The 20,002-nt window shown below is 70.7% G+C and carries 13 protein-coding genes; 10 read left to right on the top strand and 3 right to left on the bottom strand.

Features of this window, described 5'->3' with window-relative positions:
- Nucleotides 1–117 precede the first annotated feature (117 nt).
- The 4 genes from OV207_RS04705 (at nucleotide 118) to OV207_RS04690 (ending at nucleotide 8,911) form a co-directional block, all read left to right on the top strand.
- Entirely contained in the window at nucleotides 118–984 is an 867-nt protein-coding gene (locus tag OV207_RS04705) for a thioesterase domain-containing protein (protein WP_267552975.1), read from the top strand.
- Nucleotides 981–4,244, top strand: a complete 3,264-nt coding sequence (locus OV207_RS04700) for a beta-ketoacyl synthase N-terminal-like domain-containing protein (protein WP_267552973.1) — start codon at nucleotides 981–983, stop codon at nucleotides 4,242–4,244. Before OV207_RS04705 ends, OV207_RS04700 begins: the two co-directional genes overlap by 4 nt.
- Nucleotides 4,237–7,584, top strand: coding sequence for an amino acid adenylation domain-containing protein (locus OV207_RS04695; protein ID WP_267552972.1), 3,348 nt, complete (start codon nucleotides 4,237–4,239; stop codon nucleotides 7,582–7,584). Before OV207_RS04700 ends, OV207_RS04695 begins: the two co-directional genes overlap by 8 nt.
- 115 nt (nucleotides 7,585–7,699) lie before the next feature.
- Nucleotides 7,700–8,911, top strand: coding sequence for a c-type cytochrome (locus tag OV207_RS04690; RefSeq protein ID WP_193428741.1), 1,212 nt, complete (start codon nucleotides 7,700–7,702; stop codon nucleotides 8,909–8,911).
- An 81-nt stretch (nucleotides 8,912–8,992) separates the two neighbouring features.
- On the opposite strand, the gene OV207_RS04685 is transcribed toward OV207_RS04690, so the two are convergent.
- On the bottom strand, nucleotides 8,993–9,439 hold the full coding sequence (locus tag OV207_RS04685) for a hypothetical protein (protein WP_193428742.1): 447 nt from the start codon (nucleotides 9,437–9,439) through the stop codon (nucleotides 8,993–8,995).
- A 145-nt stretch (nucleotides 9,440–9,584) separates the two neighbouring features.
- Between OV207_RS04685 and OV207_RS04680 the strand changes: the two genes are divergently transcribed.
- Together OV207_RS04680 and OV207_RS04675 are read left to right on the top strand one after the other, a co-directional pair.
- Nucleotides 9,585–11,510, top strand: a complete 1,926-nt coding sequence (locus OV207_RS04680; protein ID WP_267552970.1) for a hypothetical protein — start codon at nucleotides 9,585–9,587, stop codon at nucleotides 11,508–11,510.
- 14 nt (nucleotides 11,511–11,524) lie between these two features.
- Nucleotides 11,525–12,610, top strand: coding sequence for a hypothetical protein (locus OV207_RS04675; protein WP_267552969.1), 1,086 nt, complete (start codon nucleotides 11,525–11,527; stop codon nucleotides 12,608–12,610).
- A gap of 108 nt (nucleotides 12,611–12,718) precedes the next feature.
- Here OV207_RS04675 and OV207_RS04670 read toward each other — a convergent pair whose 3' ends face one another.
- A complete protein-coding gene (locus OV207_RS04670) occupies nucleotides 12,719–13,111 on the bottom strand; it encodes a hypothetical protein (protein ID WP_267552967.1) in 393 nt (130 codons plus the stop codon).
- Nucleotides 13,112–13,127: 16 nt separating this feature from the next.
- On the bottom strand, nucleotides 13,128–13,433 hold the full coding sequence (locus OV207_RS04665; protein WP_193428746.1) for a hypothetical protein: 306 nt from the start codon (nucleotides 13,431–13,433) through the stop codon (nucleotides 13,128–13,130).
- Nucleotides 13,434–13,679: 246 nt separating this feature from the next.
- Between OV207_RS04665 and OV207_RS04660 the strand changes: the two genes are divergently transcribed.
- The 4 genes from OV207_RS04660 to OV207_RS04645 all read left to right on the top strand — a co-directional run bounded on the left by OV207_RS04660 (nucleotide 13,680) and on the right by OV207_RS04645 (nucleotide 19,989).
- Nucleotides 13,680–14,210, top strand: a complete 531-nt coding sequence (locus tag OV207_RS04660; RefSeq protein ID WP_193428747.1) for a molybdenum cofactor carrier protein — start codon at nucleotides 13,680–13,682, stop codon at nucleotides 14,208–14,210.
- Nucleotides 14,211–14,346: 136 nt separating this feature from the next.
- Nucleotides 14,347–14,748 carry a hypothetical protein gene (locus OV207_RS04655; RefSeq protein WP_267552966.1) on the top strand — a complete coding sequence of 134 codons (402 nt, stop codon included), beginning with the start codon at nucleotides 14,347–14,349 and terminating at the stop codon, nucleotides 14,746–14,748.
- Between the two features lie 15 nt (nucleotides 14,749–14,763).
- On the top strand, nucleotides 14,764–19,071 hold the full coding sequence (locus OV207_RS04650) for an AAA family ATPase (protein WP_267552964.1): 4,308 nt from the start codon (nucleotides 14,764–14,766) through the stop codon (nucleotides 19,069–19,071).
- Nucleotides 19,072–19,173: 102 nt separating this feature from the next.
- Nucleotides 19,174–19,989, top strand: a complete 816-nt coding sequence (locus OV207_RS04645; protein ID WP_267552962.1) for an acyl-CoA desaturase — start codon at nucleotides 19,174–19,176, stop codon at nucleotides 19,987–19,989.
- The last annotated feature ends 13 nt before the right edge of the window (nucleotides 19,990–20,002 follow it).

Below are 20,002 nucleotides of genomic sequence, written 5' to 3'. Positions count from 1 at the left end.
AGCATGGTCTCGAACGGCGGCACGACTCGGGCGGACGCAGCGCTGGAGTCCAAGAAACAGCAACTTCTCACGGCGTATATGTCCTTCGCGCCGAATCCCAAGAATGTGGAAACCGTGGTGGCGCTCAAGGAAGGCGCTCCCGGCGCGCCGCGCCTCTTCTTCTGCCCGGCCACGGACGGAACGATTTCCTACCTGCGCAATTACATCCCGTACCTGCCGGAGGACTGGTGGTTCTACGGGTGCCAGACGCCGGGGCTCGAAGGGGAGCGCACGCCGTTCCGCACCATCGAGGAGATCGCGGCGTACGACGTGGAGAAGATCCTCGCCATCCAGCCTGAGGGCCCGTACCACATCGGTGGCTTCTGCAACGGCGGGCTCGTGGCCTATGAGATCTGCAAGAAGCTGAAGGAGAAGGGCCACGAAATCGCGCTGTGCCTGGACCTGCTGCCACTGTTCCCCCGGCAGTGGACGGACCTGGCGCACCTGGAGTCGCCGCGCAAGCGCGTGGTGCAGGACTTCCTCTTCGTGTTCGAGGAGTTCCTGGGCAACTCCATGACGGACTTCCCCGTGGAGTCGGTGCTGTCGCAGAAGGACGACGTGCAGATCGACACGTTCCTGCGCCTGCTCCGCGAGCACGGCTACCTGCGAAACGATCAGGAGGAGCAGCTCTTCCGGCACCGCGTGAACGTCTACAACGCGGGCCTGGAGGCGATGCTCGCGTACAAGCCGACGAACTTCCAGGGCGTCATCGACGTCATCGCCGCGGGTGAGGAGGAGCGCTACAAGAACGAGATCCAGGCGGACTCGCCCTATGCGACGCACCTGTGCGTGGTGCAGTCGAACCAGAAGCGCGTGCACTACGTGGACGTGCCGGGCAAGACGTTCGTGAACGGGCAGCAGCCCGGGCTGGACAAGATTGGCGAAGTCATCCGTTCCATCACCACCCGCGTGGCGTTGAAGCAGCCGGTGGAGACGTGTCGGTGAAGTCGCACCATGCGGCCGACGATGCCATCGCCATCGTCGGCCTCGCATGTCGCTTCCCCGGCGCGAGGGATGCCGCCGCCTTCTGGGAGAATCTCCGGGAAGGCGTGACGAGCATCTCCTCGACGCCGGAGGAGCGGTGGTACTGGGGCAGCGATCCCCGCGCCGACGACGTGTCCCCGCGCCGAGCCGGCTACCTGTCGGACGTGGACCGCTTCGACGCGCGCTTCTTCGGTCTCTCCCGGCGTGAAGCCGAGTGGATGGATCCGCAGCAGCGCATCATGCTGGAGCTGGCGTACGCGTGCCTGGAGGACTCGGGCCATGCGCCGACGTCGCTGTCGGGCGCGGCCGTGGGCGTCTACGTGGGCGTGTCGAACGCGGACTACCGGGAGCTGTACCACCTGGGCAGCCGGCTCGCGGAGCCGCACACGTCGCTGGGGCTCGCGACGTCGCTGATGGCCAACCGCATCTCCCACCACTTCAACTGGAAGGGCCCCAGCGTCCCGGTGGACACGGCGTGCTCCAGCTCGCTCGTGGCGCTCCACCAGGCGGTGAGGGATCTGCGCGCGGGCGACTGCGACCACGCGCTCGTGGGGGGCGTGAACCTCTGTCTGACGCCCTTCGTCTTCAACTGCTTCACGCGCGCGGGGATGCTCTCGCCGGACGGGCTGTGCAAGACCTTCGACGCGCGGGCGGATGGCTACGTCCGGGGCGAAGGGGCGGGGTTCGTGCTGCTGCGTCCGCTGTCGCGGGCGCTGGCGGACGGGGACGCCATCTACGGCGTCGTCCGTGGCACCGCCGTCAACCACGGTGGCGCCGCCGTCACGCTGACGTCGCCCAACGCCTTCTCGCAGTCGGCCGTCATCGAGAAGGCCTTCCGCGACGCGGACGTGCGTCCGGATCAGGTGTCCTACGTGGAGGCCCATGGGACCGGGACGCCGCTGGGAGACCCCATTGAGATCACCGCCCTCAAGCGAGCGTTCTCGCACATGGCCCGCGACGCGGGCGTCTCGCTGGGCGAGCGCACCATCGCGCTCGGTTCGGTGAAGACGCAGGTGGGCCACCTGGAGTCGGCGGCGGGCATCGCCGGGCTCGCGAAGGTCCTCCTGGCGCTCCAGCATGAGGAGCTGCCGGGGCTCGGGCAGTTCCAGACCCTCAACCCGAGGATCCGCCTGGAGCGCTCGCCGTTCCACCTGCCCACCCGTCCCACGCCCTGGCCCCGTGGCGAGCGCGTGGCGGGCCTCAGCTCCTTCGGCTTCGGAGGCGTCAACGCGCACGCGGTCATCGCGGAGGCCCCCGCCCGGGTCGCCCGCGCCGTGCCCACCTCACCGAGCGCGGCGCGACACGTCTTCGTCCTGTCCGCCCCGACCGGGGATCGCCTGAAGGCCCGTGCCGCCGACCTGCTCGCCTTCCTGGAGCGGGAGTCCACCGGGGCGCAGGCCCTGGCGGAGGACGCGTTCGCCTCGCTGCTCTACACGCTGCAGGTCGGCCGCGACGCGATGTCGGAGCGGCTGGCCGCGGTCGTGGGCTCGGCCCCGGAGCTGGTGTCGCTCCTGCGCGCCTTCGTCACCGACGGCGACGCGCCCTCCGTGATGCGGGGCCGGGTGGAGCGGGCGGTGAAGGGCTCCGGCCGCGACGCGGACTCCTGGGACGCCCGGACGCTCTGCGCCCGGTGGACGGAAGGCGCGGCCGTGGACTGGGCCCGCCTGCATGGCGAAGCCGCGCCCTGGCGCATGCGGCTGCCCACGTACCCCTTCGACGACCAGCGCTACTGGCAGACGGAGAAGCCGGCGCACCTGGCGTGGGGCAATCCCACGGTGTCCCTGCCGGACCGCAACGCGTCCATCCAGGCGCTGCTGGCGCGGCACCTGGACGACGAGCAGGCCCGTCGCGACGCCTGTGTCTTCGGCGTGCACCGGGCGCTCCACGCGCTGGGGCTGGGCACGGCCCAGCGCAGGGCGGGGCTGCGGGAGCGGCTGGGCGTGGCGGCGAACCACGAGCGACTGCTGGGCGAGATGCTGCGCATCGCCGCCTCAGCGGGCCTCCTGCTGGAGGAGGACGGGGACCTGCTCCGGCTCACCGGGGACGTGCCGCCGCCTCCGCCGAGGAGCGAGGCGCCGACGGCGCGGCTGCTGTGGACGTGCCTGGACAACCTGGTGCCGGTGCTGCGCGGAGAGACGCGCGCCACGGAGGTCGTCTTCCCCAACGGCTCCATGGAGCTGGTGGAGGCGGTCTACGCGGGCAACGACATCGCGGACTTCTTCAACGTCCGCGCCGCGGACGCGGTGGAGGCCGCGGTCGTCTCCCGGCTCGCCCACCTCCCGCCGGGGGAGTCGCTGCGCCTGCTCGAAGTCGGCGCGGGCACCGGTGGCACGTCCCAGTTCCTCTTCGAGCGCCTGCGGCCCTACGCGGATCGGCTCGTGTACACGTACACGGACCGCTCGCGCAGCTTCCTCATGCACGCGGAGCGCTTCCGGGAGCAGGCGCCGTCCCTGACGCTGGCGGTGCTCGACATCGAAAAGCCCTTCGACTCCGGCTCCACCGTCGAGCCGGGCCCGTACGACATCGTCGTCGCCTCCAACGTGCTGCACGCCACGCGCGACATCCAGCGCACCGTGGAGAACGTGGGGGCCTTCCTCGCGCCGGGAGGCGTGCTGGTCCTCAACGAGCTGGCCTCCGTCACGGAGTTCACGACGCTGACGTTCGGCCTGCTGGAGGGCTGGTGGCTCTTCGAGGACGCCGAGCTGCGCATGCCGGGCTCTCCGGCGCTGTCGTTCGCGCAGTGGTCGCACGTGCTCGGACGCAAGCGCTTCGTGGAGATCCGCTCGGTGGCGGGGGTGGGCACGGAGCACCTGGGCCAGCAGCTGGTGACGGCGGTGTGGTCGGGAACGTCCTCGGCGGCGACCCGGGCCCCCACCGCGCGCAACGTCCTCCGGCAGGGGGGCCTGGAGGCCGCGCTCGAGCGGCGTCCGGATGAAACGCCCGAACAGAGCCTCATCGCCACGCTGGCGGTGCTGCTGAAGGTCGCGGCCGAGGAGATCGTCCTGGACGCGCGGCTCAACGACCTGGGCGTGGACTCGCTCGTGGCCATGGACCTGCGCAGCCAGCTGGGCAGCCGCCTGGGGTGCACCATCCCCATGAGCCTCTACCTGGACGACCTCACGGTCGGGGAAGCAGCGCAGCGACTCGCACAACTCCAGGGCACGTCCGCGGGGCAACCCCCTGCGGCGGCGCCCGATGACAACGAAGAAGGCCATGTCTGACTTCGAGAGCGGACTCGGGCAGCTCATCAGCCGGGGCGTTGAACTCTGGGCCGAGGCGGATCGCCTCCACTTCAAGAAGGTGGGGGGCAAGCTGGCTCCGGAGGACAAGGCGTTCCTCCAGGAGCAGAAGCCCCGCATCCTGGAGTTCCTCCGGGGCCGGAGGCTGACGTGGCTGAGCGGCATCCAGCAGCGCATCTGGTTCATCTCCCGGTACGCGCCGGAGTCCAACGCGTACACCATCCCGTTCCTGTTCCGCGTGGACGGGCCGGTGGACGTGGAGCGGCTGCGCGCCTGCCTGGAGCAGCTCACCGAGCGGCACCTGTCGCTGCGCGCCGTCTTCCCGAGCGTCGCGGGCGTCCCCGTCCAGCTCTTCGAGCAGCACGTCCCCATGGCGCTGCCCGTCATCGACCTGCCGGACGACCCCGCACTGCATGACGAGGTGATCCACGCCACGCTGGTGCGGCCGTTCGACATGTCGAGGGCGCCGCTGTTCAAGGCCTTCCTGTTCCGCGCCCCCGACGGCCGCCATCAGCTGGGCCTCACCATGCACCACCTGGTGTCGGACGGCTGGTCCCTGCGGTTGATGGTGGACGAGCTGACGGCGCTCTACACGGACGCGAACGCCCTGGCGCCGCTGCGCGAGGAGCAGTCCATCATCCACTTCCTGCGCGCGGAGCGGACGCAGGACCCCACGCTGGCGACCCAGAACCTGGGCTACTGGCGCAAGCAGCTCGCCGCGCCTCCCGTCATCGAACTGCCGTGTGACTTCGAGCGCCCGCGGCAGCTCACCTACGACGGCGCCCAGGTGCCCTCCGCCTTCTCCGCGAACACCTCCCGGCGGCTGCACCGCTTCGCCCGGGAGCAGCGCACCACGCTGTTCTCCGTGCTGCTCGCCGCGTTCGGCACCCTGCTGCACCAGCACACGAAGCAGCGCGACCTGCTCATCGGCACGCCGTACGCCAACCGCGAGGACGCGGCCTTCCAGGGCATCGTCGGGTGCCTCATGTCCACGCTGGTGCTGCGACTGGACACCGACCCGGGCATCTCCTTCCGCCAGCTGCTGGCGCAGTCGGGGACCGTGCTGAAGGACGCGCTGCGCCACTCGGCGATGTCGTTCGATCGCATCGTCGAGGCCCTGTCGCTGGAGCGCGACACCAGCCGCAATCCCGTGTTCCAGGTCCTCTTCGGGCAGATTCCCACCGACGCGAAGGAGCGCCCGGGCCTGCGGCTGACCAATGCGTACCTGGACGCGCGCAAGTCGCAGTTCGACCTGGAGTACTACTACCTCACCGGCGAGACGGACGACGTCCTCTCCGGCAGCTTCGTCTTCAACACCAACCTGTTCCGCCGCGAGACGGTGGAGGCGCTCCAGGCCTCCTGGCTCCAGCTCGTCGAGTGGTTGCTGGATCACCCGGATGCCTCGCTGGGCACGGCGCCCCGGTGGACGCCCGCGCAGCGCGCGCGGGTGACGGAGGGGTGGAACCACACGGCGCGGGCATGGGAGCATGCCGGCCCGCTGCAGGGGCTCGTCTTCCGTGAGCACGCGCACGCGCCGTCGGAGGTGGCGGTGCGCTGTGAGCAGGACCAGGTCAGCTTCGAGGGGCTGGCGCGGCGCTCGGACCTGGTGGCCGCGGCCCTCGTCGCGCGGGGCGTCGGCGTGGGGACGCTCGTCGGCATCAAGATGGCGCGCGGCGTGGACATGGTCGTCGCGCTGCTGGGCATCCTCAAGGCGGGCGCGGCCTTCGTGCCGCTCGACCCCGGCTTCCCGGAGGAGCGGCTGGCCTACATGATGCGCACGGCGCAGGTGCGCTGGGTCGCCTGCGATGCCAGCACGGCCGGGACGCTCCCGGAGGGCGTGGAGGCCCTGCGCGTCCACGACCTGCGGGAGCCGGCCCCCGGTGAACCGACCGCGTTCTCCGCGCCAGCGCTGACGGGTGACGACCTGGCCTACGTGATGTTCACGTCGGGTTCGACGGGCGCTCCCAAGGGCGTGCGCGTGACGCACGCGAACGCGGTGAACCTCCTGCTGTCCATGGGCGTGGCGCCGGGCATCGCGCCCGGGGATCGCTTCCTCGCCGTGACGTCGCTGTGCTTCGACATCTCCGTGCTGGAGATCTTCCTGCCCCTGAGCGTGGGGGCCACCCTGGTGGTGGCGTCGGACGCGACGCAAGGGGACGCCGCGCGGATGCTCCAGGTGCTGGACGCCGAGGACATCACCGTGATGCAGGGCACGCCGTCCACCTGGCAGCTGCTCATGAACTACGGGTGGAAGGGCCGCCCCGGGCTCAAGGCGCTGTGCGGCGGGGAGGCGCTGAGCGTGGCGCTCGCGCGTGAACTCACGCAGAAGACCGCCGAGCTGTGGAACGTCTACGGCCCCACGGAGACCACCATCTGGTCCGCGCGCCGACGGGTGCCCCGGGACACGGCGGCGGTGGACCTGGGACACCCCATCGAGAACACGCGTTTCTACGTGCTGGGCGACGACCTCCGCCCGGTGCCGCCCGGCGTCGTGGGCGAGCTGTACATCGCCGGCGCGGGCGTGGCCCGGGACTACCTCCACCGCGAGGACCTCACCGCCGAGCGGTTCGTGACGCTGGACCTGTCGGAGTTCGGCGCGGTGGCGGAGCGCTGCTACCGCACGGGCGACCGCGTCCGCTACCTGCCCGACGGCGCGCTCGCGTTCCTCGGCCGGGCGGACCATCAGGTGAAGCTGCGCGGCTACCGCATCGAGCTGGGGGAGATTGAAACGCAGCTGGGCGCGCTGGAGGGGGTGGCGGAGGCCATCGTCGTCGTGCAGCGCGGCGGGGCAGGGGAGCGGCTGGTGGCCTTCGTGCGCCGCCGCGATGACACGCTCACCGAGGAGGCCGTGGTGGCCGCCCTGGCGCGCCAGCTCCCCGCGTACATGGTCCCGCAGGTGGCCTTCCTCGCGCAGCTCCCCCTCACGCCCAACGGCAAGGTGGACCGCAACGCGCTGGTCCGGATGGCCGGCGGCCCCCGGACGCGGACGGGCCCCGTCGAGCCGCCGCGCACGGACATGGAGCGGCAGGTGGCCGCCTGGTTCGCGGAGATCCTCTCCGTGGAGGTGGCGAACCGGCACGCGCAGTTCTTCGAGCTGGGCGGCCACAGCCTCCTGGCGACCCGGCTGCTCTACCGCGTCAACGGCCACTACCGGGTGGAGGTGCCCCTGTCCGTGTTCTTCCGCGACCCCACGGTGATGGGGGTGGCGCGCCTCGTCGAGGAGGAGCTGGAGGAGCGCCGCCAGGACCTCATGGCCCGCATCGAGTCGATGTCCGAGGCGGAGATCGACGAGGAGCTGACGCGGCTGGGGCTCGCCGGCTAGGCCGCCCGTTGAAACCTCCCGAGGTGTCCCGCCGCGACCGGGTTGTCGAGGCCGGCGGGAACTTGGGTTAAACCGTCGGAACGGGGCATCGTGCCCCCTGGACAGGAAGGTCCGTTTGGCGAAGACGATTCTCAAGGTCCTGGGCGCCGTCGTGGCCCTGCTGGTGGTGGCCCTCGTCGGTCTGGGCTTCTACGGAAGCTTCAAGCTCAACCAGGTCGTGGACGCGCCCCTGCCCACCATCGCGGCGGCGACGGACCCCGAAGCGGTGAAGCACGGGCAGTTCGTGTTCCGGGCGGTGTGCGAGGACTGCCACCGGCAGGACAGCAGCGGCCGGGTGTCGGGCGGCTTCATGAAGGGCGTGCCGTCCATCGTCGGGCGCGTCTACGCGGCGAACATCACGTCCGACAAGCAGGCCGGCATTGGCGCCATGAGCGACGGCGAGCTGGCGCGCGCCATCCGCTATGGCATCAAGCGCGATGGCCGGCGGCACGTCATCATGGCCAGCTACGCGATGTCCGACGAGGACCTGGCGGCGGTGATGGGCTTCATGCGCTCGGACCACGCCCTGTTCGCGCCCTATGAGACGCCGCACCCCAAGAACGAGATCAGCGTCCCGGGCCGGGTGGCCATGGCCCTGGCCCTGGGCTCGGTGCCGCTGGACCGTCCGGCCTCGGGCCTCAAGGCGCCGCCCAAGGCGCCCACGGTGGAGTACGGCGAGTACCTGGCGCGCGGCGTCTACGAGTGCGTCAACTGCCACACCCCGGGCCTCAACCCGTCCAAGGTCAACGGCTCCAAGGCCTTCACCGGCGGCTTCAAGTACTCGGAGACGGCCACGAGCACCGTCTACTCCACCAACCTGACCTTCCACGCCACCGGCATGGGCGGCTGGACGCAGGAGCAGTTCGCGCGCGCCATGCGCGAGGGCGTGACGCCCGCGGGCTACGTGATGCGCTCGCCCATGCGCCGCTTCCGGGGCATGGATGACGTGGAGGCGGAGGCGCTCTACCGCTTCCTGCAGAGCCTCCCGCACGTGGACAACGCCATCCCCCTGGGCACGGCGGGGCGCGTGAAGGCCGGTCAGGAGGGTGGCCCGGAGAAGCTCTTCGCCTCGCTGGGCTGCGGCTCGTGCCACGCCGAGGGGGCCAAGTTCCGCGACATGCTCAAGCAGTCGCGCGGCAAGCCCACGGAGGAGGTGGCCCGGTGGATCCGGAACCCGGAGAGCATCATGCCCGGCACCCAGATGCCCACCTACAGCGAGCTGCTGGATGAAACCCAGGCGCACTCGCTCGCGGGTTGGGTCCAGCAGCAGGCGGCCCTCATCCCGTAGTCCAAGGAGGGCCCGCCGCCAGGAGCGCTCGTCCGCGAGCGCTCCACTGGCGGCCTCCGGCTGGCGGAGTCCAGCCGGGGTTCAGAACGGGTAGACCATCAGCGTCAGGATGACGAGGAACCCCAGGTGCCACGCGGTGACCAGGGCGATGAAGCGGCCGCGCAGGGAGCCCAGCGCGGCGGCCTCCCCTGAGCCCTGGACGGCGACCACCAGCTGCTTCTTGGTGGGCTCCAGCCCCAGCTTGGCGATGAGCAGCAGCACCACCGTGAGCCCGAAGCCGGCCCAGAAGCGCCACGGCGCTTCGATGAACCCCTGCGTCATCCGCATCAGCCCCAGGCCCGTCAGGAGCGTCAGGACGGCGGAGGGGATCAGCACCTTGTCCGCGCCAGCCACCTGATCCGGGATGAGCTCCACGTAGGGCCGTCCGCGGGCCAGGGTGCGCAGGATCTCCAGGGGGGACATGATGGACGCGCCAAGCCAGACACCCATCGCCAGCAGGTGGAGGCCCTTGAGCAGGTAGTAGGTCATGACGGAGGGGGACGGTACGCGAGGGGAGGGGGGTGGGCAACGCCAGCAGGCGATGTCAAGGGTAGGGTCCCGGTAATTGTCACGGTTGGACACGGGTGGTAGAAGTCACCTCCTGCCCCCAAGCGCCTTGCTCCCCGTGCCCGACATGATTCGTTCGACCTTCGTGCGCAGCGTCCTGTGTGCGCTTCTGGTGCCCACACTGTCCTGCAACCTGCTGGACGTGAATGACAATGAGGACGTGAGCGGTCGTGGCGCGCGCGTCTTCGACCCGTATCAGTCGTCCGCGTCGGGGGCCATCCGCCTGAGCCTGCAGCAGTTCAACGGCTGCGCCATCCTTCCCAATGGCAGCGCGGTGTCCAAGGGGACGCTGGACCTGCCGGGTTACCCGGACCTGTGCCCGGACATGGCGGCCGCGGACCCCACCAGCGCGCGCACCGCGCCCACGGGGACGCTGCGCCTGCTGGTCGGCACCCGGTACTTCCTCAACCAGCTGTCGCTCAGTGAGATCGTCCTCAACAAGCACACCAGCACCACGGACTTCACCGACGCCGTGCGCTGGATGAAGAACGAGTCGCGCTTCCGCAACCTGGACTGGGGAGACCTGGGCAAGGTGTCGGACACGTGGACGTTCAGCACCGGCATCGAGGGCTTCTCCCAGGACGCGTGGACGCGCGAGGTCCTCTTCGACAACGCCCGCTGGCGCCGCGTGACGGACGACACGTTCACCGTGGAGATCCTGGACGCGGACGGCGAGACGCCCCGCATGACGCCGGTGGTGTACTCGCGCGCGGACTTCCTGGGCGACTCCGCCTTCGCGGGACACTCGCGCCTCGCCTGGCGCCTGGAGACGGTGCAGGCGCCCCAGTTCCCGGGTGACACCGCCGTGCACCCGCTGCCGGTGCTCACCGGCCAGCCCGCGTCTCCGCCCGCCTTCCGCACCATGGTGAAGATGGAGATGGTGGGCAGCGCCAACCCCTTCAAGTCCTTTGAAGCGCCCTTCATCCCCGGCCCCGCGCTCCTGAAGCTGACGTGGAGCCAGCTGCCCGACGAGCCGTTCCTCTTCCCCATCGAGCTGGTGACGCCGGAAGGCGTCGCCCCGACGTGCACGAACGCGGAGGGCCAGCCGGTGGTGTGCGGCTTCGGCGTGGATCCGCGCTTCAAGTTCAGCACGCCCTCCAACGGGAAGGGCTTCTACGAACCGGGTGAGTCGTTCCGCCTGTTCCTGGACATGCGCGACGGTGACGGCAACCAGATGCTGCCGGACGGCGTGCTGCCCAGCGGCAAGGACATGCTGGCGGACAAGTCGAACGGGCTGCTCTACCCCACGCAGGCCACCTACTTCTCGCTGCTGGAGCGCGACTCCGTGCCCGGCTACATCGTCGCGGGCCCCCTCCAGAACCTGAAGGTGCGCAGCGACCCGCAGGCCAAGGCGCCGTACTGGTCCGCGGACGCGGAGAGCATCGGCCTGGTGGACGAGCTGGCCACGCTCAGCGCCTTCCCGGGTGTCTTCTCCTCCACCTGGACGACGCGCTACACGGTGGATCTGCCCAAGGACGCGGAGCCGGGCACGTACGTGGCCCTGGTCAAGAGCCACCGCTACTTCCTGGGTGAGCGCACCGCCAAGACGAACGCCTACTTCCTCCAGGTCGGGCAGGCGGAGCCCACGACGTACCCGAACGCCGTCGGCAACTGCCAGCTGTGCCACCGCGGCGTGCTGTCGCTGGACAACCTGCGCCACGGCCTGGGCGTGGACCACGTGGAGGCCTGCAAGACGTGCCACCAGCGCGACAGCGACCTGGTGTCGCGCTTCCAGCAGGGCATCCACCAATTGCACAACGCGTCGCCGCGCTTCACGCAGAACAAGGCGGACTGCACCGTGTGCCACCTGACGCGTGAGAGCGCGGTGCGCCCCAGCCACAACGTCTGCGCCACGTGCCACCCGTCGGTGCACGGCGACGAATACTTCTCCACGCAGTTCAGCGCCAAGGGCGAGCCGAACCGCTTCGGCAACTGCGCCCAGACGTGCCACGCGCAGACCACGCCCCGTGGTCACATCCTCCCCGAGAACTGACCGAGACCTCCGCCATGAACCGTTCCCTGCGTCTGGTGTCCGTCCTGGGTACGCTGGCCCTCGGTGCCGGCTGTGAATCCCCCTCCTCCTCCGACCCGGTGGGCACGCCCATCGTCAACACCCCCCAGTTCCAGGACACGGAGATCCCCGCACTCACCACGCGCGTGTCCGGCTTCGCCTGGGACCCGGAGGCGTTCTTCTTCAGCTGGGCCACCTGCGGCGCCACCGCCTGCCCCATCACCCCGGTCATCTCGGAGATAAGCCCGCTGTTCCTGCGCTCCGTCACCCAGAACGCCCAGGTCACGCTGCTGGACCCGGTCCTGGGCAAGCCCGCGGTGGCGCCCGTCCCCGCGGCGGCCAACGGCTTCTGGGTGTCGCCCAACGTGCCCAGCCGCCCCTCGCCGGCGTTCCTGTCGCTGAACGCGGGTGGGGGTTCGCTGCCCACCACGCCGCCCCCGGGCACGCCGCCGACGCTGCCGCCCATCCCGGTGGCGGGCCGCTACTTCCCCACGGTGACGCTGCGGCCCATCGCGACGAACCACAGCATGTGCGTGCTCCAGGAGTCGCTCGCCATCAGCGACATCGGCATCCTGGACGCCGTCGCGCGCTTCCTCACGGCCACCGGCACGGCCACCGCGGTGGGGGACTTCGTGGACCCCTCGAAGTTCCACGGCGTCAACGTCTTCTGGCTCTACCAGCCGGGCTTCCCGATGCTGCGCGCGCCGGCGGTGAACACCACCCTGGAGGCCAGCTCCGGCCAGGTGCTCAACGTCGCGTGGCAGCCCCCCGGTTCGCCGAACGTGCCTGCGGGGCTCCAGTCCCCCCGCGGCTTCGTCGTGCAGGCGGGTTCGCCCGTCAGCGGCCTGGGCATCATCGTCGTCCTGCAGCCCGCCAGCAGCCCCAAGCCGCCGGGCATCCGCTTCACCGTGCGCGACGACACCACGGACGCGGCGGCGCGCCGGCCGTGGAAGTTCGACCCCATCAACGCCCCGGCCATCCCGGGTGTCATCACCTTCGGCGGCCTGCAGATCCGCCCGTCCACCTTCGAGCCGCCCAATCCCTACGGCCCCATCAACGGCCCGCACCTGTGCCTGCCGTAGCCTGTCGGTGACGCGTCGTAGGGCCCGCGCACGTGAAGCCGCGTGCGCGGGAGGTGCTCGTCGGATGTACGCGCCAGGAGGGCCTGAACAAGGCCCCCGGCGCGCCGGTTACAGCGTCCTCAGCAGGAAGCGCTTGTAGTCGCCGTAGCCCGGCAGGTCGCTGCCCAGGGAGCCATCCAGCTTCGCCCGGACGGTGAGGGTGCCCCCGGTGAGGTCGAGCGTGTAGCCGGCCTCCTCCTTGTGGACGACGTGCACCGTCTGGATGCCGTCCCGCACCGCCTCCTTGCCAATCGTGTCGACGCAGACGGCCTTCAGGTCGTCGATGAGTCGATCAAGGACGCCATTGGAGAGCATCTGGATGGCGCCCACGCTGGTGAAGCTCGCTTCATCCAGGGTGAACTGGAGCTGCGCGCCCGCCGCGGCCTCCCTCAATTCGGCCAGCTTCGGCCCGAGGGATTCCTCCTTGAACGTCGCCAGCTCCTTGCGCTCCGCGAGACCCATGGTGCCATTGCTCCGTTCAGTCGTGGGTGCCGACGTGCAGATCGCCGTGCTGGACGCAGACCCAGTGGAAGGCGCAGGAGCATGCCACCGCCCGGGCGTGCGTGCAGCAGCGGCCGCCGAAGTGCTCCGGCAGCGGCTCCCGCGTCGGGGCGGGCGGCTCCGGCAGCTCCCGGGGCGCCCCCCGTCCGGAGCCCGCGGGAACCCTGCCGCAGCAGCCGCGTGACAGGCAGGCGGGGCACAGGGACAGCTCGCAGTGCGCGCACCAGTCGAACACCTCACCGGCGGTGCCACGGCGCTCACAACCTCCACAGGCGTCGAACATGGGCGTCCTCCAGGCTCACTTCCCCTGAAGGTAGAGGAGGGGTCCGACATCACGCGCGGTGCGAGGCGGGGCGGGCGCTTCGGGCAGGGTAGGCGATGGATGCCGGACGCTCGCGATGCGCACCTTCCACGGGTGGACGCGACGCGTGCCGCACGCCGGTCCGTGATCCCTTGCGGCATTGGCCGGGGATTCGCATGGAACAGGGGTTGGGTTCGCCAGTCCGGGAAATCCGGAGAGGACGTAGCCATGCGCAGAAACCGCCGCATTATCGGAGTGTTCGGCTCCGGAACAGAAGCCCACGAGGCGTGGGTGATACCGCTGGCGCGGTGGATCGCCGAGGCGGGCTTCGACCTGCTCACCGGGGCGGGCGGCGGCGTGATGAGCGCGGCGGCGGGGGCCTTCGTCCAGGTGGAGGGGCGGCGGGGGGCCTCCATCGGCATCATCCCCGGCACCGTGGGGCCGGATGGCCTCTACCTGCCCCGGGCCGGCTATCCGAACCCGGACATCGAGCTGCCCATCTACACGCACCTGCCGCTCAGCGGGGAGCAGGGCACGGACCCCATGAGCCGCAACCACATCAACGTGCTGACGCCGCACGCGCTGGTGGCGCTGCCCGGGGGCGCGGGCACGGCGGCGGAGGCCGTCCTGGCGCTGCGATATGGCAAGCCGCTCATCCTGCACGGGCCACCGGAGGCCTTCCGGCGCTTCCCGGCGGAGGCCGAGCGCACCACCTCCCTGGAGCGGGTGGCGGAGTTCATGCTGGCGGCCACCCGGTAGCGGGGGGCGAGCAGCCCGCCAACCCCGCGTAGGGGCGGGGGAAGGCACCCCAAGGGGTGGGAAAAGCTTTAGGATGGGAACGTGGGGCAGGGTGTGCCCAGCAACCGGACGCCCCGCCGTCGCCACGTTCGCCACCATGATCAACCCCGACTATCCGCTGGCCAGCTGGTTCCTCGCGGTCTCCACGTCGCTCTTCCTGGTCTTCTACGCACTGCCATTGCTGTTCGTCCCGCTGCGGTGGGCGCGCTGGTTCGGGTGGGAGCTGCCCACGGGGAACAACGACCTGACGGTCTACTTCGCGCGCTGCCTGGGCGCCCTGGCGCTGGCCGTCATCATCGCGGTGGTGCAGTTCATCCCGGACCCGAAGAGCCACCTGGTCATCTTCGAACTCATCGGCCTCATTGGCGGCCTGATGACCGCGGTGCACGTCTGGGGTGCGGTCAGGAAGCAGCAGCCCTGGACGGAGACGGCGGAGATCCCCCTTTACGGAGCGGTGTGCGTGGCGGCCCTGTGGCTGCGCTACGCCTCGCTGTCCTGAGCCCAAGGCCCCGGGATGCCCTCCGAGCAGCACATCGATCCCGTCGTCGCGGCGCTGGCGCCCTACATGCCGGCGGCCATCCTCGCGCGGCTGGCGACCCATGAGGCGGATGAGCTGCCCCGGGTGGAGCCGGTGCGCGGCGCCATCCTGCTGCTGGACATCGCGGGCTTCACGCCCATCGTGGTGGGGCTGAGCGGCGCGGGGCCCCGCGGCATCGACGCGCTCCAGCGCCTGCTCACGAACTACTACACGGAGATGATCGACGTGGTGCGCGACCACGGCGGGGACATCTACCAGTTCGCCGGCGACTCCATCCTCGCGTGCTTCGAGGCCGCGCCCGAGGAGGCGGACGGGGACGTCGTGCAGCGCGCCGCGGTGTGCGCGCTGGGCGTGCAGCGCCGGCTGGCGCGCTTCGCCCGGCTGGAGCTGCTGGGCCAGCGCTTCGGGGTGTCCTCGCGCATCGGCATCGGCTTCGGTGAGTCGAACCGCATCGTGATGGGCGCCTCCGGCCTGTGGATGCACCCGGCGCTCGTCGGAGAGCCCCTGGCGCAGGCGGTGGGCGCGGAGAAGCAGGCCACGGTGTCGGAGGTCGTCCTGAGCCCCCGGGCCTGGGCCTCGCTGCCGGAGGGCGCCCGCAGGGGCGATGCGCGCGAGGGGGGCAACCACCGGCTGGCCCTGGACGCGCCCGTGGAGTCCATCAAGCGGCCCCTGCCCGCGCCGTCGGGGGGCGCGCAGCTGGTGGGCCGGTGCGCGCTGCTGCTGCACCCGGTGCTCTTCACGAAGATCACCACCGCGCACCAGGAGTTCTCCGGCGACTTCCGCGACGTCACCTGCTTCTTCGTGCGCTTCACGCACGCGCCTGGCGACGGGGACGGCACGTCGTTCACGCGCGACCTGAACGCCTACTACGAGTTCGTCCAGCGGGAGAGCGCGCACCACGGCGGCGTGCTCCTGATGACGGACTTCACCGACAAGGGCAACGTCCTCTACGTCCTGTTCGGCGCGCCCACCGCGCAGCAGAACAAGGAGGTGCTGGCGTGCCGGCTGGCCTGCAAGCTGCTCAAGTCCCGGGAGTCCTTCCCCTTCCTCGGTGACCTGCAGATCGGCGTCGCCACCGGCCACGCGTACTGCGGGGACATGGGCTCGCCCTGGCGCAAGGGGTACTCGGCGCTGGGCGAGGTCGTGAACATGGCCGCGCGCCTGATGACGCACGGGCGCGGCGGCTCCGTGCACATCTGCGCCAACACGCAGGGCCGGCTCCAGCAGGGCGGCTTCGCCACCGAGTTCGTGGAGGACGCGAAGCTCAAGGGCGTCTCCCGCACGGTGCCGGTGTACCGGCTGCTGGGTGAGACGCGCCGCAGCCTGTTCATCAAGGGCCGGGGGGACATCATCGGCCGCCGGCGCGAGCTGGCCGTGCTGCACGAAGCGCTGGACGCGTCGCTGAAGGGCAAGGGCAAGGTGTGCGTGGTGTCCGGCGAGGCGGGCATCGGAAAGTCGCGCCTGGGCGCGCGCGTGCTGGAGGACGCGGAGGAGCACGGCGCGGGCGCGCTGTACGGCATCTGCTACTCCTACGAGATGTTCACCCCCTTCTTCCCCTGGAAGGAGGTGCTGCTCCAGGCGTTCGGGCTGCATGACTCGGACGACTTCGCCACGCAGCAGGAGCGGCTGTCGCAGGGGCTGGAGGGCCTGGAGGACGTGGGGCCGGAGTGGATCCCGGTCATCGCGGGCATCCTCGGCATCTCCCTGGAGGAGACGCCCGACACGGCGTCCATGGACGCGCGGCGCAAGCAGCAGAAGGTGTTCCAGATCGTCCACCAGCTCCTGGAGAAGCTCAGCCTCGCGCAGCCGCTGCTGCTCTTCTTCGAGGACCTGCACTGGGCGGACAACATCTCCCTGGATCTGCTCCAGTACCTGGCGCTGCGCCTGGGCTCGCACCGCATCATGGTGCTGGCGACGATGCGGCCGGGCGACCAGCTGCGAGGCATGCGCGACCTGCCGGAGTACTGCCCGGTGGAGCTGACCAGCCTGGACGACGACGACACGCGGGAGATGCTGCGCGTGCACCTGCGCATGTCGCCGCCGGACCTGGCGCTGGAGGAGCGGCTGCTCGCGAAGGTGCAGGGCAACCCGTTCTTCATCGAATCCATCGTGGAGGGCCTGGCCGAGCAGGGCTACCTGGGGCTGGCGGAGCCGGGCTCGCAGCGGATGGAGCTCAAGCGCGGCCTGCAGGACCTGCTGCTGCCGGACTCCATCCAGGACGTGGTGCTGTCGCGCATCGACCTGCTGTCGGAGACGGAGAAGCTGGTGGTGAAGGTGGCGTCCGTCATCGGGCGCGTCTTCACGCTGGACGCCGTCTCCGCGCTGGTGCCGGGCTCGCTCGTGGGGCCCCGGCTGCGCGAGGCCGTGGACACGCTGACGCGCCTGGGCCTCATCCTGCTGGAGACGGAGGAGCCGTACACCTGCCTCTTCAAGCACATCGTCATCCGCGACGTGGCCTACAACACGCTGCTGGTGTCGGCGCGCGAGGACCTGCACCGCCGGCTCGCGCGCTACCTGGAGGCCCGCGCCAGCGACAACCTGGTCGGCTCCGCGGGTCTGCTGGCCTTCCACTTCCTCGCGGGCAACGTGGAGGACAAGGGCCTGGAGTACACGCTGATGGCGGCCCGCAGCGCGCGGGCGCAGTACGCCAACGACGACGCGCTCTACCACTACAACCGCGCCCTGGAGCTGCTGGGCACCGTCGTTCCGGTGGACCCGGAGGCGATGCTGCTCAAGACGCGCCGGGTGATGCAGGAGCTGGCGGAGACGCTGCTCCAGGCGGGCAACTACGCCGCCGCCATCATCATGTTCGAGCAGTGCCTGGTGGACGAGGAGGAGGTCCCCCGTCAGGCGGAGCTGCACCTGGGCCTGGGCCGCGCGCACCAGGAGAAGGGCGAGTCCGGCCGCGCCACGCACCACCTGGAGCAGTCGCTGGTCCTCAGGGGCCGCAGCCTGCCGCGCAACCTGCCCGCGCTGGCCCTGCGCACGCTGGCGAACCTGCTGCTGCGGGGGCTGGCCACGCTGCTGCCCTTCATCCTGCGGCCCATCCCGGCGGCGCGCCTGCCGCACTACCTCCAGCAGCTGAGCACGCTCAACTCGCTCATCCGCATCTACTACTTCGCGGACATCACCAAGCTCACCTGGGCCACGCTCGTCTCCACCAACATGGCGGAGCGCTCGCGCAACGACTACGCGATGAGCATGGCCAGCGGCTACTACGCCACGCTGCTGTTCGGCGCGGGGCTGCTCAAGCGCTCGCGCCACCACGGCGAGCGGGCGCTGGAGTACGCGCGGCGCTCCAAGGACCCCGTGGCGGAGGGGCTCGCGCTCAGCCGCCTGGGCATCCAGGCCTTCTTCGCCAACGAGCTGAAGCGCTCGCGCGACTTCCAGGAGCAGGCCGTCTCCACGCTGCGCGTGGTGGGCGAGCGCTGGGAGCGCCAGACGTCCCTGATGATGCAGGCGACGGGCGAGTTCCTCTGCTCGCGCTTCAAGACGGCGGAGGGGCTCTACGAGCAGATGAAGACCATTGGCGTGGAGCTCAACGCGCTGATGCACCAGGGCTGGGCGCACTCCTGGGCGCCCATGTGCCGCTACCTGCTGGGCGAAGGTGACGTGGGCGAGCTGTGCGCGGAGCTGGAGCAGGGCCTGCGCATCAGCGAGGAGGTGGCGGACCTGGCCAACCAGTGCGCCAGCCTCAACCACCTGGCCAACGTCACCGTGCGCGAGCACCAGGTGGAGGAGGCGGCGCTCGTCGCGGTGCGCTGCTTCAAGAGCATCTGGAGCTACCAGGTGCTGGTGCCGTTCCTCCAGGTGGGTCTGGTGGACGCGGCGGAGGCGGCCCTGTTCGCGCTGGAGGAGGGCGCCACGGTGGTGCCGCGCAAGCAGCTGCTGCGCATCGTGCGGCTTGCGTCCCTCAAGGCGCGGATGATCTCCAAGCTGTACCCGTACCTGAAGGGGCCGGCGCTGCGCGTGACGGCGCGCTCCCTGCGCCTGCGCAAGGGGCCCAAGGCCGCGGAGCCGGTGTTCCTGGAGGCCATCGCCATCCTGGAGGCCAGCCCCAACCGCTGGGAGACGGGCGTGGCCTACTTCGACGCGGCGGTGGCGCTGCCCCACCGGCGGGCGGCCTTCCTGGCCCGCGCGAAGGAGATCTTCGTGGAGGTGGGCGCGCTCGCGGAGCTGCGCCGCATTGATCGGCTCCAGGCCTCCGCGCAGGCCCTGCTGCCGGGCGCCACCGTGCTGCCCCCGCTCCCCGACGCGGGCCGGCGTGACGCGCGCGTGATGTGAGCCCGGGCCCCCGCGGGCCCGGCGCCGAAGTCCCGCTCATTGCTTGTCCCGTCAGGGCGGGCCCCTAGACTGGCCGTCCACTCCTCGCACGCGCACCGGGCCATGACTTCCGTTCCCCTCCGCTTCCAGGCCAGTCCCGTCATCGTTGGTTACATGCTCGTGGTGCACGCCCTGGCGGCGCTGGCGTTTCTGCTGCCCTGGCCTCCGTACGCGCTGCCGGTGGGGCTGGCGGTGTACGTGAGCATCGGGCTGGGCACGACGGTGGGGCTGCACCGGCTGCTGTGCCACCGCGCCTTCGTGTGCCCGCGCTGGGTGGAGTACGCGCTGGTGACGGTGGCCATGCTGACGGCGCAGGGCAGCCCGCTGCTGTGGGCCGCGACGCACCGGCTGCACCACGCGAAGGCGGACGCGGACGGAGACGTGCATTCGCCCCAGCGCGGCTTCTGGTACGCGCACATGGGGTGGATCCTCAACGAGGCCTCCACGGACGATGACGGCTGGCGCACGTGGTGCCGCGACATGGCGCAGGACCGCTACTACCACTGGCTCCTGCGCTACCGGATTGGCCCGCAGGTGCTGGCGGTGCTCTTCGTGGGGCTGACGTTCGGCTGGCACACGGTGCCCGCCTACTTCTTCCTGCCGGTGGTGTGCTGGATGCAGAGCACCTACGCGGTGAACTCCGTGTGCCACGCGAAGTTCGGCACCCGCGTCCACGACACGCGCGACAAGAGCCGCAACGTGTGGTGGGTGAGCGTGCTCGCGCTGGGCGAGGGCTGGCACAACAACCACCACGCCTTCCCCGCGTCCGCGCGGCACGGCTGGGTGTGGTGGCAGTGGGACCCGGGCTGGCTCTTCATCCGGGCCCTCCAGGCGCTGGGGCTCGCGTGGGACGTGCGGCTGCCATCCCGCGCGCGCTGAAGGCCCCGGAGGC

The sequence above is a fragment of the Corallococcus sp. BB11-1 genome (assembly GCF_026626625.1).
GTDB classification, from domain to species: domain Bacteria; phylum Myxococcota; class Myxococcia; order Myxococcales; family Myxococcaceae; genus Corallococcus; species Corallococcus soli.
Note: the sequence above shows the minus strand (reverse complement) of the source record. Positions and strands in the feature narration are given on the sequence as shown.

Coding starts and splice junctions, on each gene's coding strand:
- OV207_RS04695 (WP_267552972.1), top strand. CDS start 4,237: ATGTCTGACTTCGAGAGCGGACTCGGGCAGCTCATCAGCCGGGGCGTT.
- OV207_RS04685 (WP_193428742.1), bottom strand. CDS start 9,439: ATGACCTACTACCTGCTCAAGGGCCTCCACCTGCTGGCGATGGGTGTC.
- OV207_RS04680 (WP_267552970.1), top strand. CDS start 9,585: ATGATTCGTTCGACCTTCGTGCGCAGCGTCCTGTGTGCGCTTCTGGTG.
- OV207_RS04675 (WP_267552969.1), top strand. CDS start 11,525: ATGAACCGTTCCCTGCGTCTGGTGTCCGTCCTGGGTACGCTGGCCCTC.
- OV207_RS04670 (WP_267552967.1), bottom strand. CDS start 13,111: ATGGGTCTCGCGGAGCGCAAGGAGCTGGCGACGTTCAAGGAGGAATCC.
- OV207_RS04665 (WP_193428746.1), bottom strand. CDS start 13,433: ATGTTCGACGCCTGTGGAGGTTGTGAGCGCCGTGGCACCGCCGGTGAG.
- OV207_RS04660 (WP_193428747.1), top strand. CDS start 13,680: ATGCGCAGAAACCGCCGCATTATCGGAGTGTTCGGCTCCGGAACAGAA.
- OV207_RS04655 (WP_267552966.1), top strand. CDS start 14,347: ATGATCAACCCCGACTATCCGCTGGCCAGCTGGTTCCTCGCGGTCTCC.
- OV207_RS04650 (WP_267552964.1), top strand. CDS start 14,764: ATGCCCTCCGAGCAGCACATCGATCCCGTCGTCGCGGCGCTGGCGCCC.
- OV207_RS04645 (WP_267552962.1), top strand. CDS start 19,174: ATGACTTCCGTTCCCCTCCGCTTCCAGGCCAGTCCCGTCATCGTTGGT.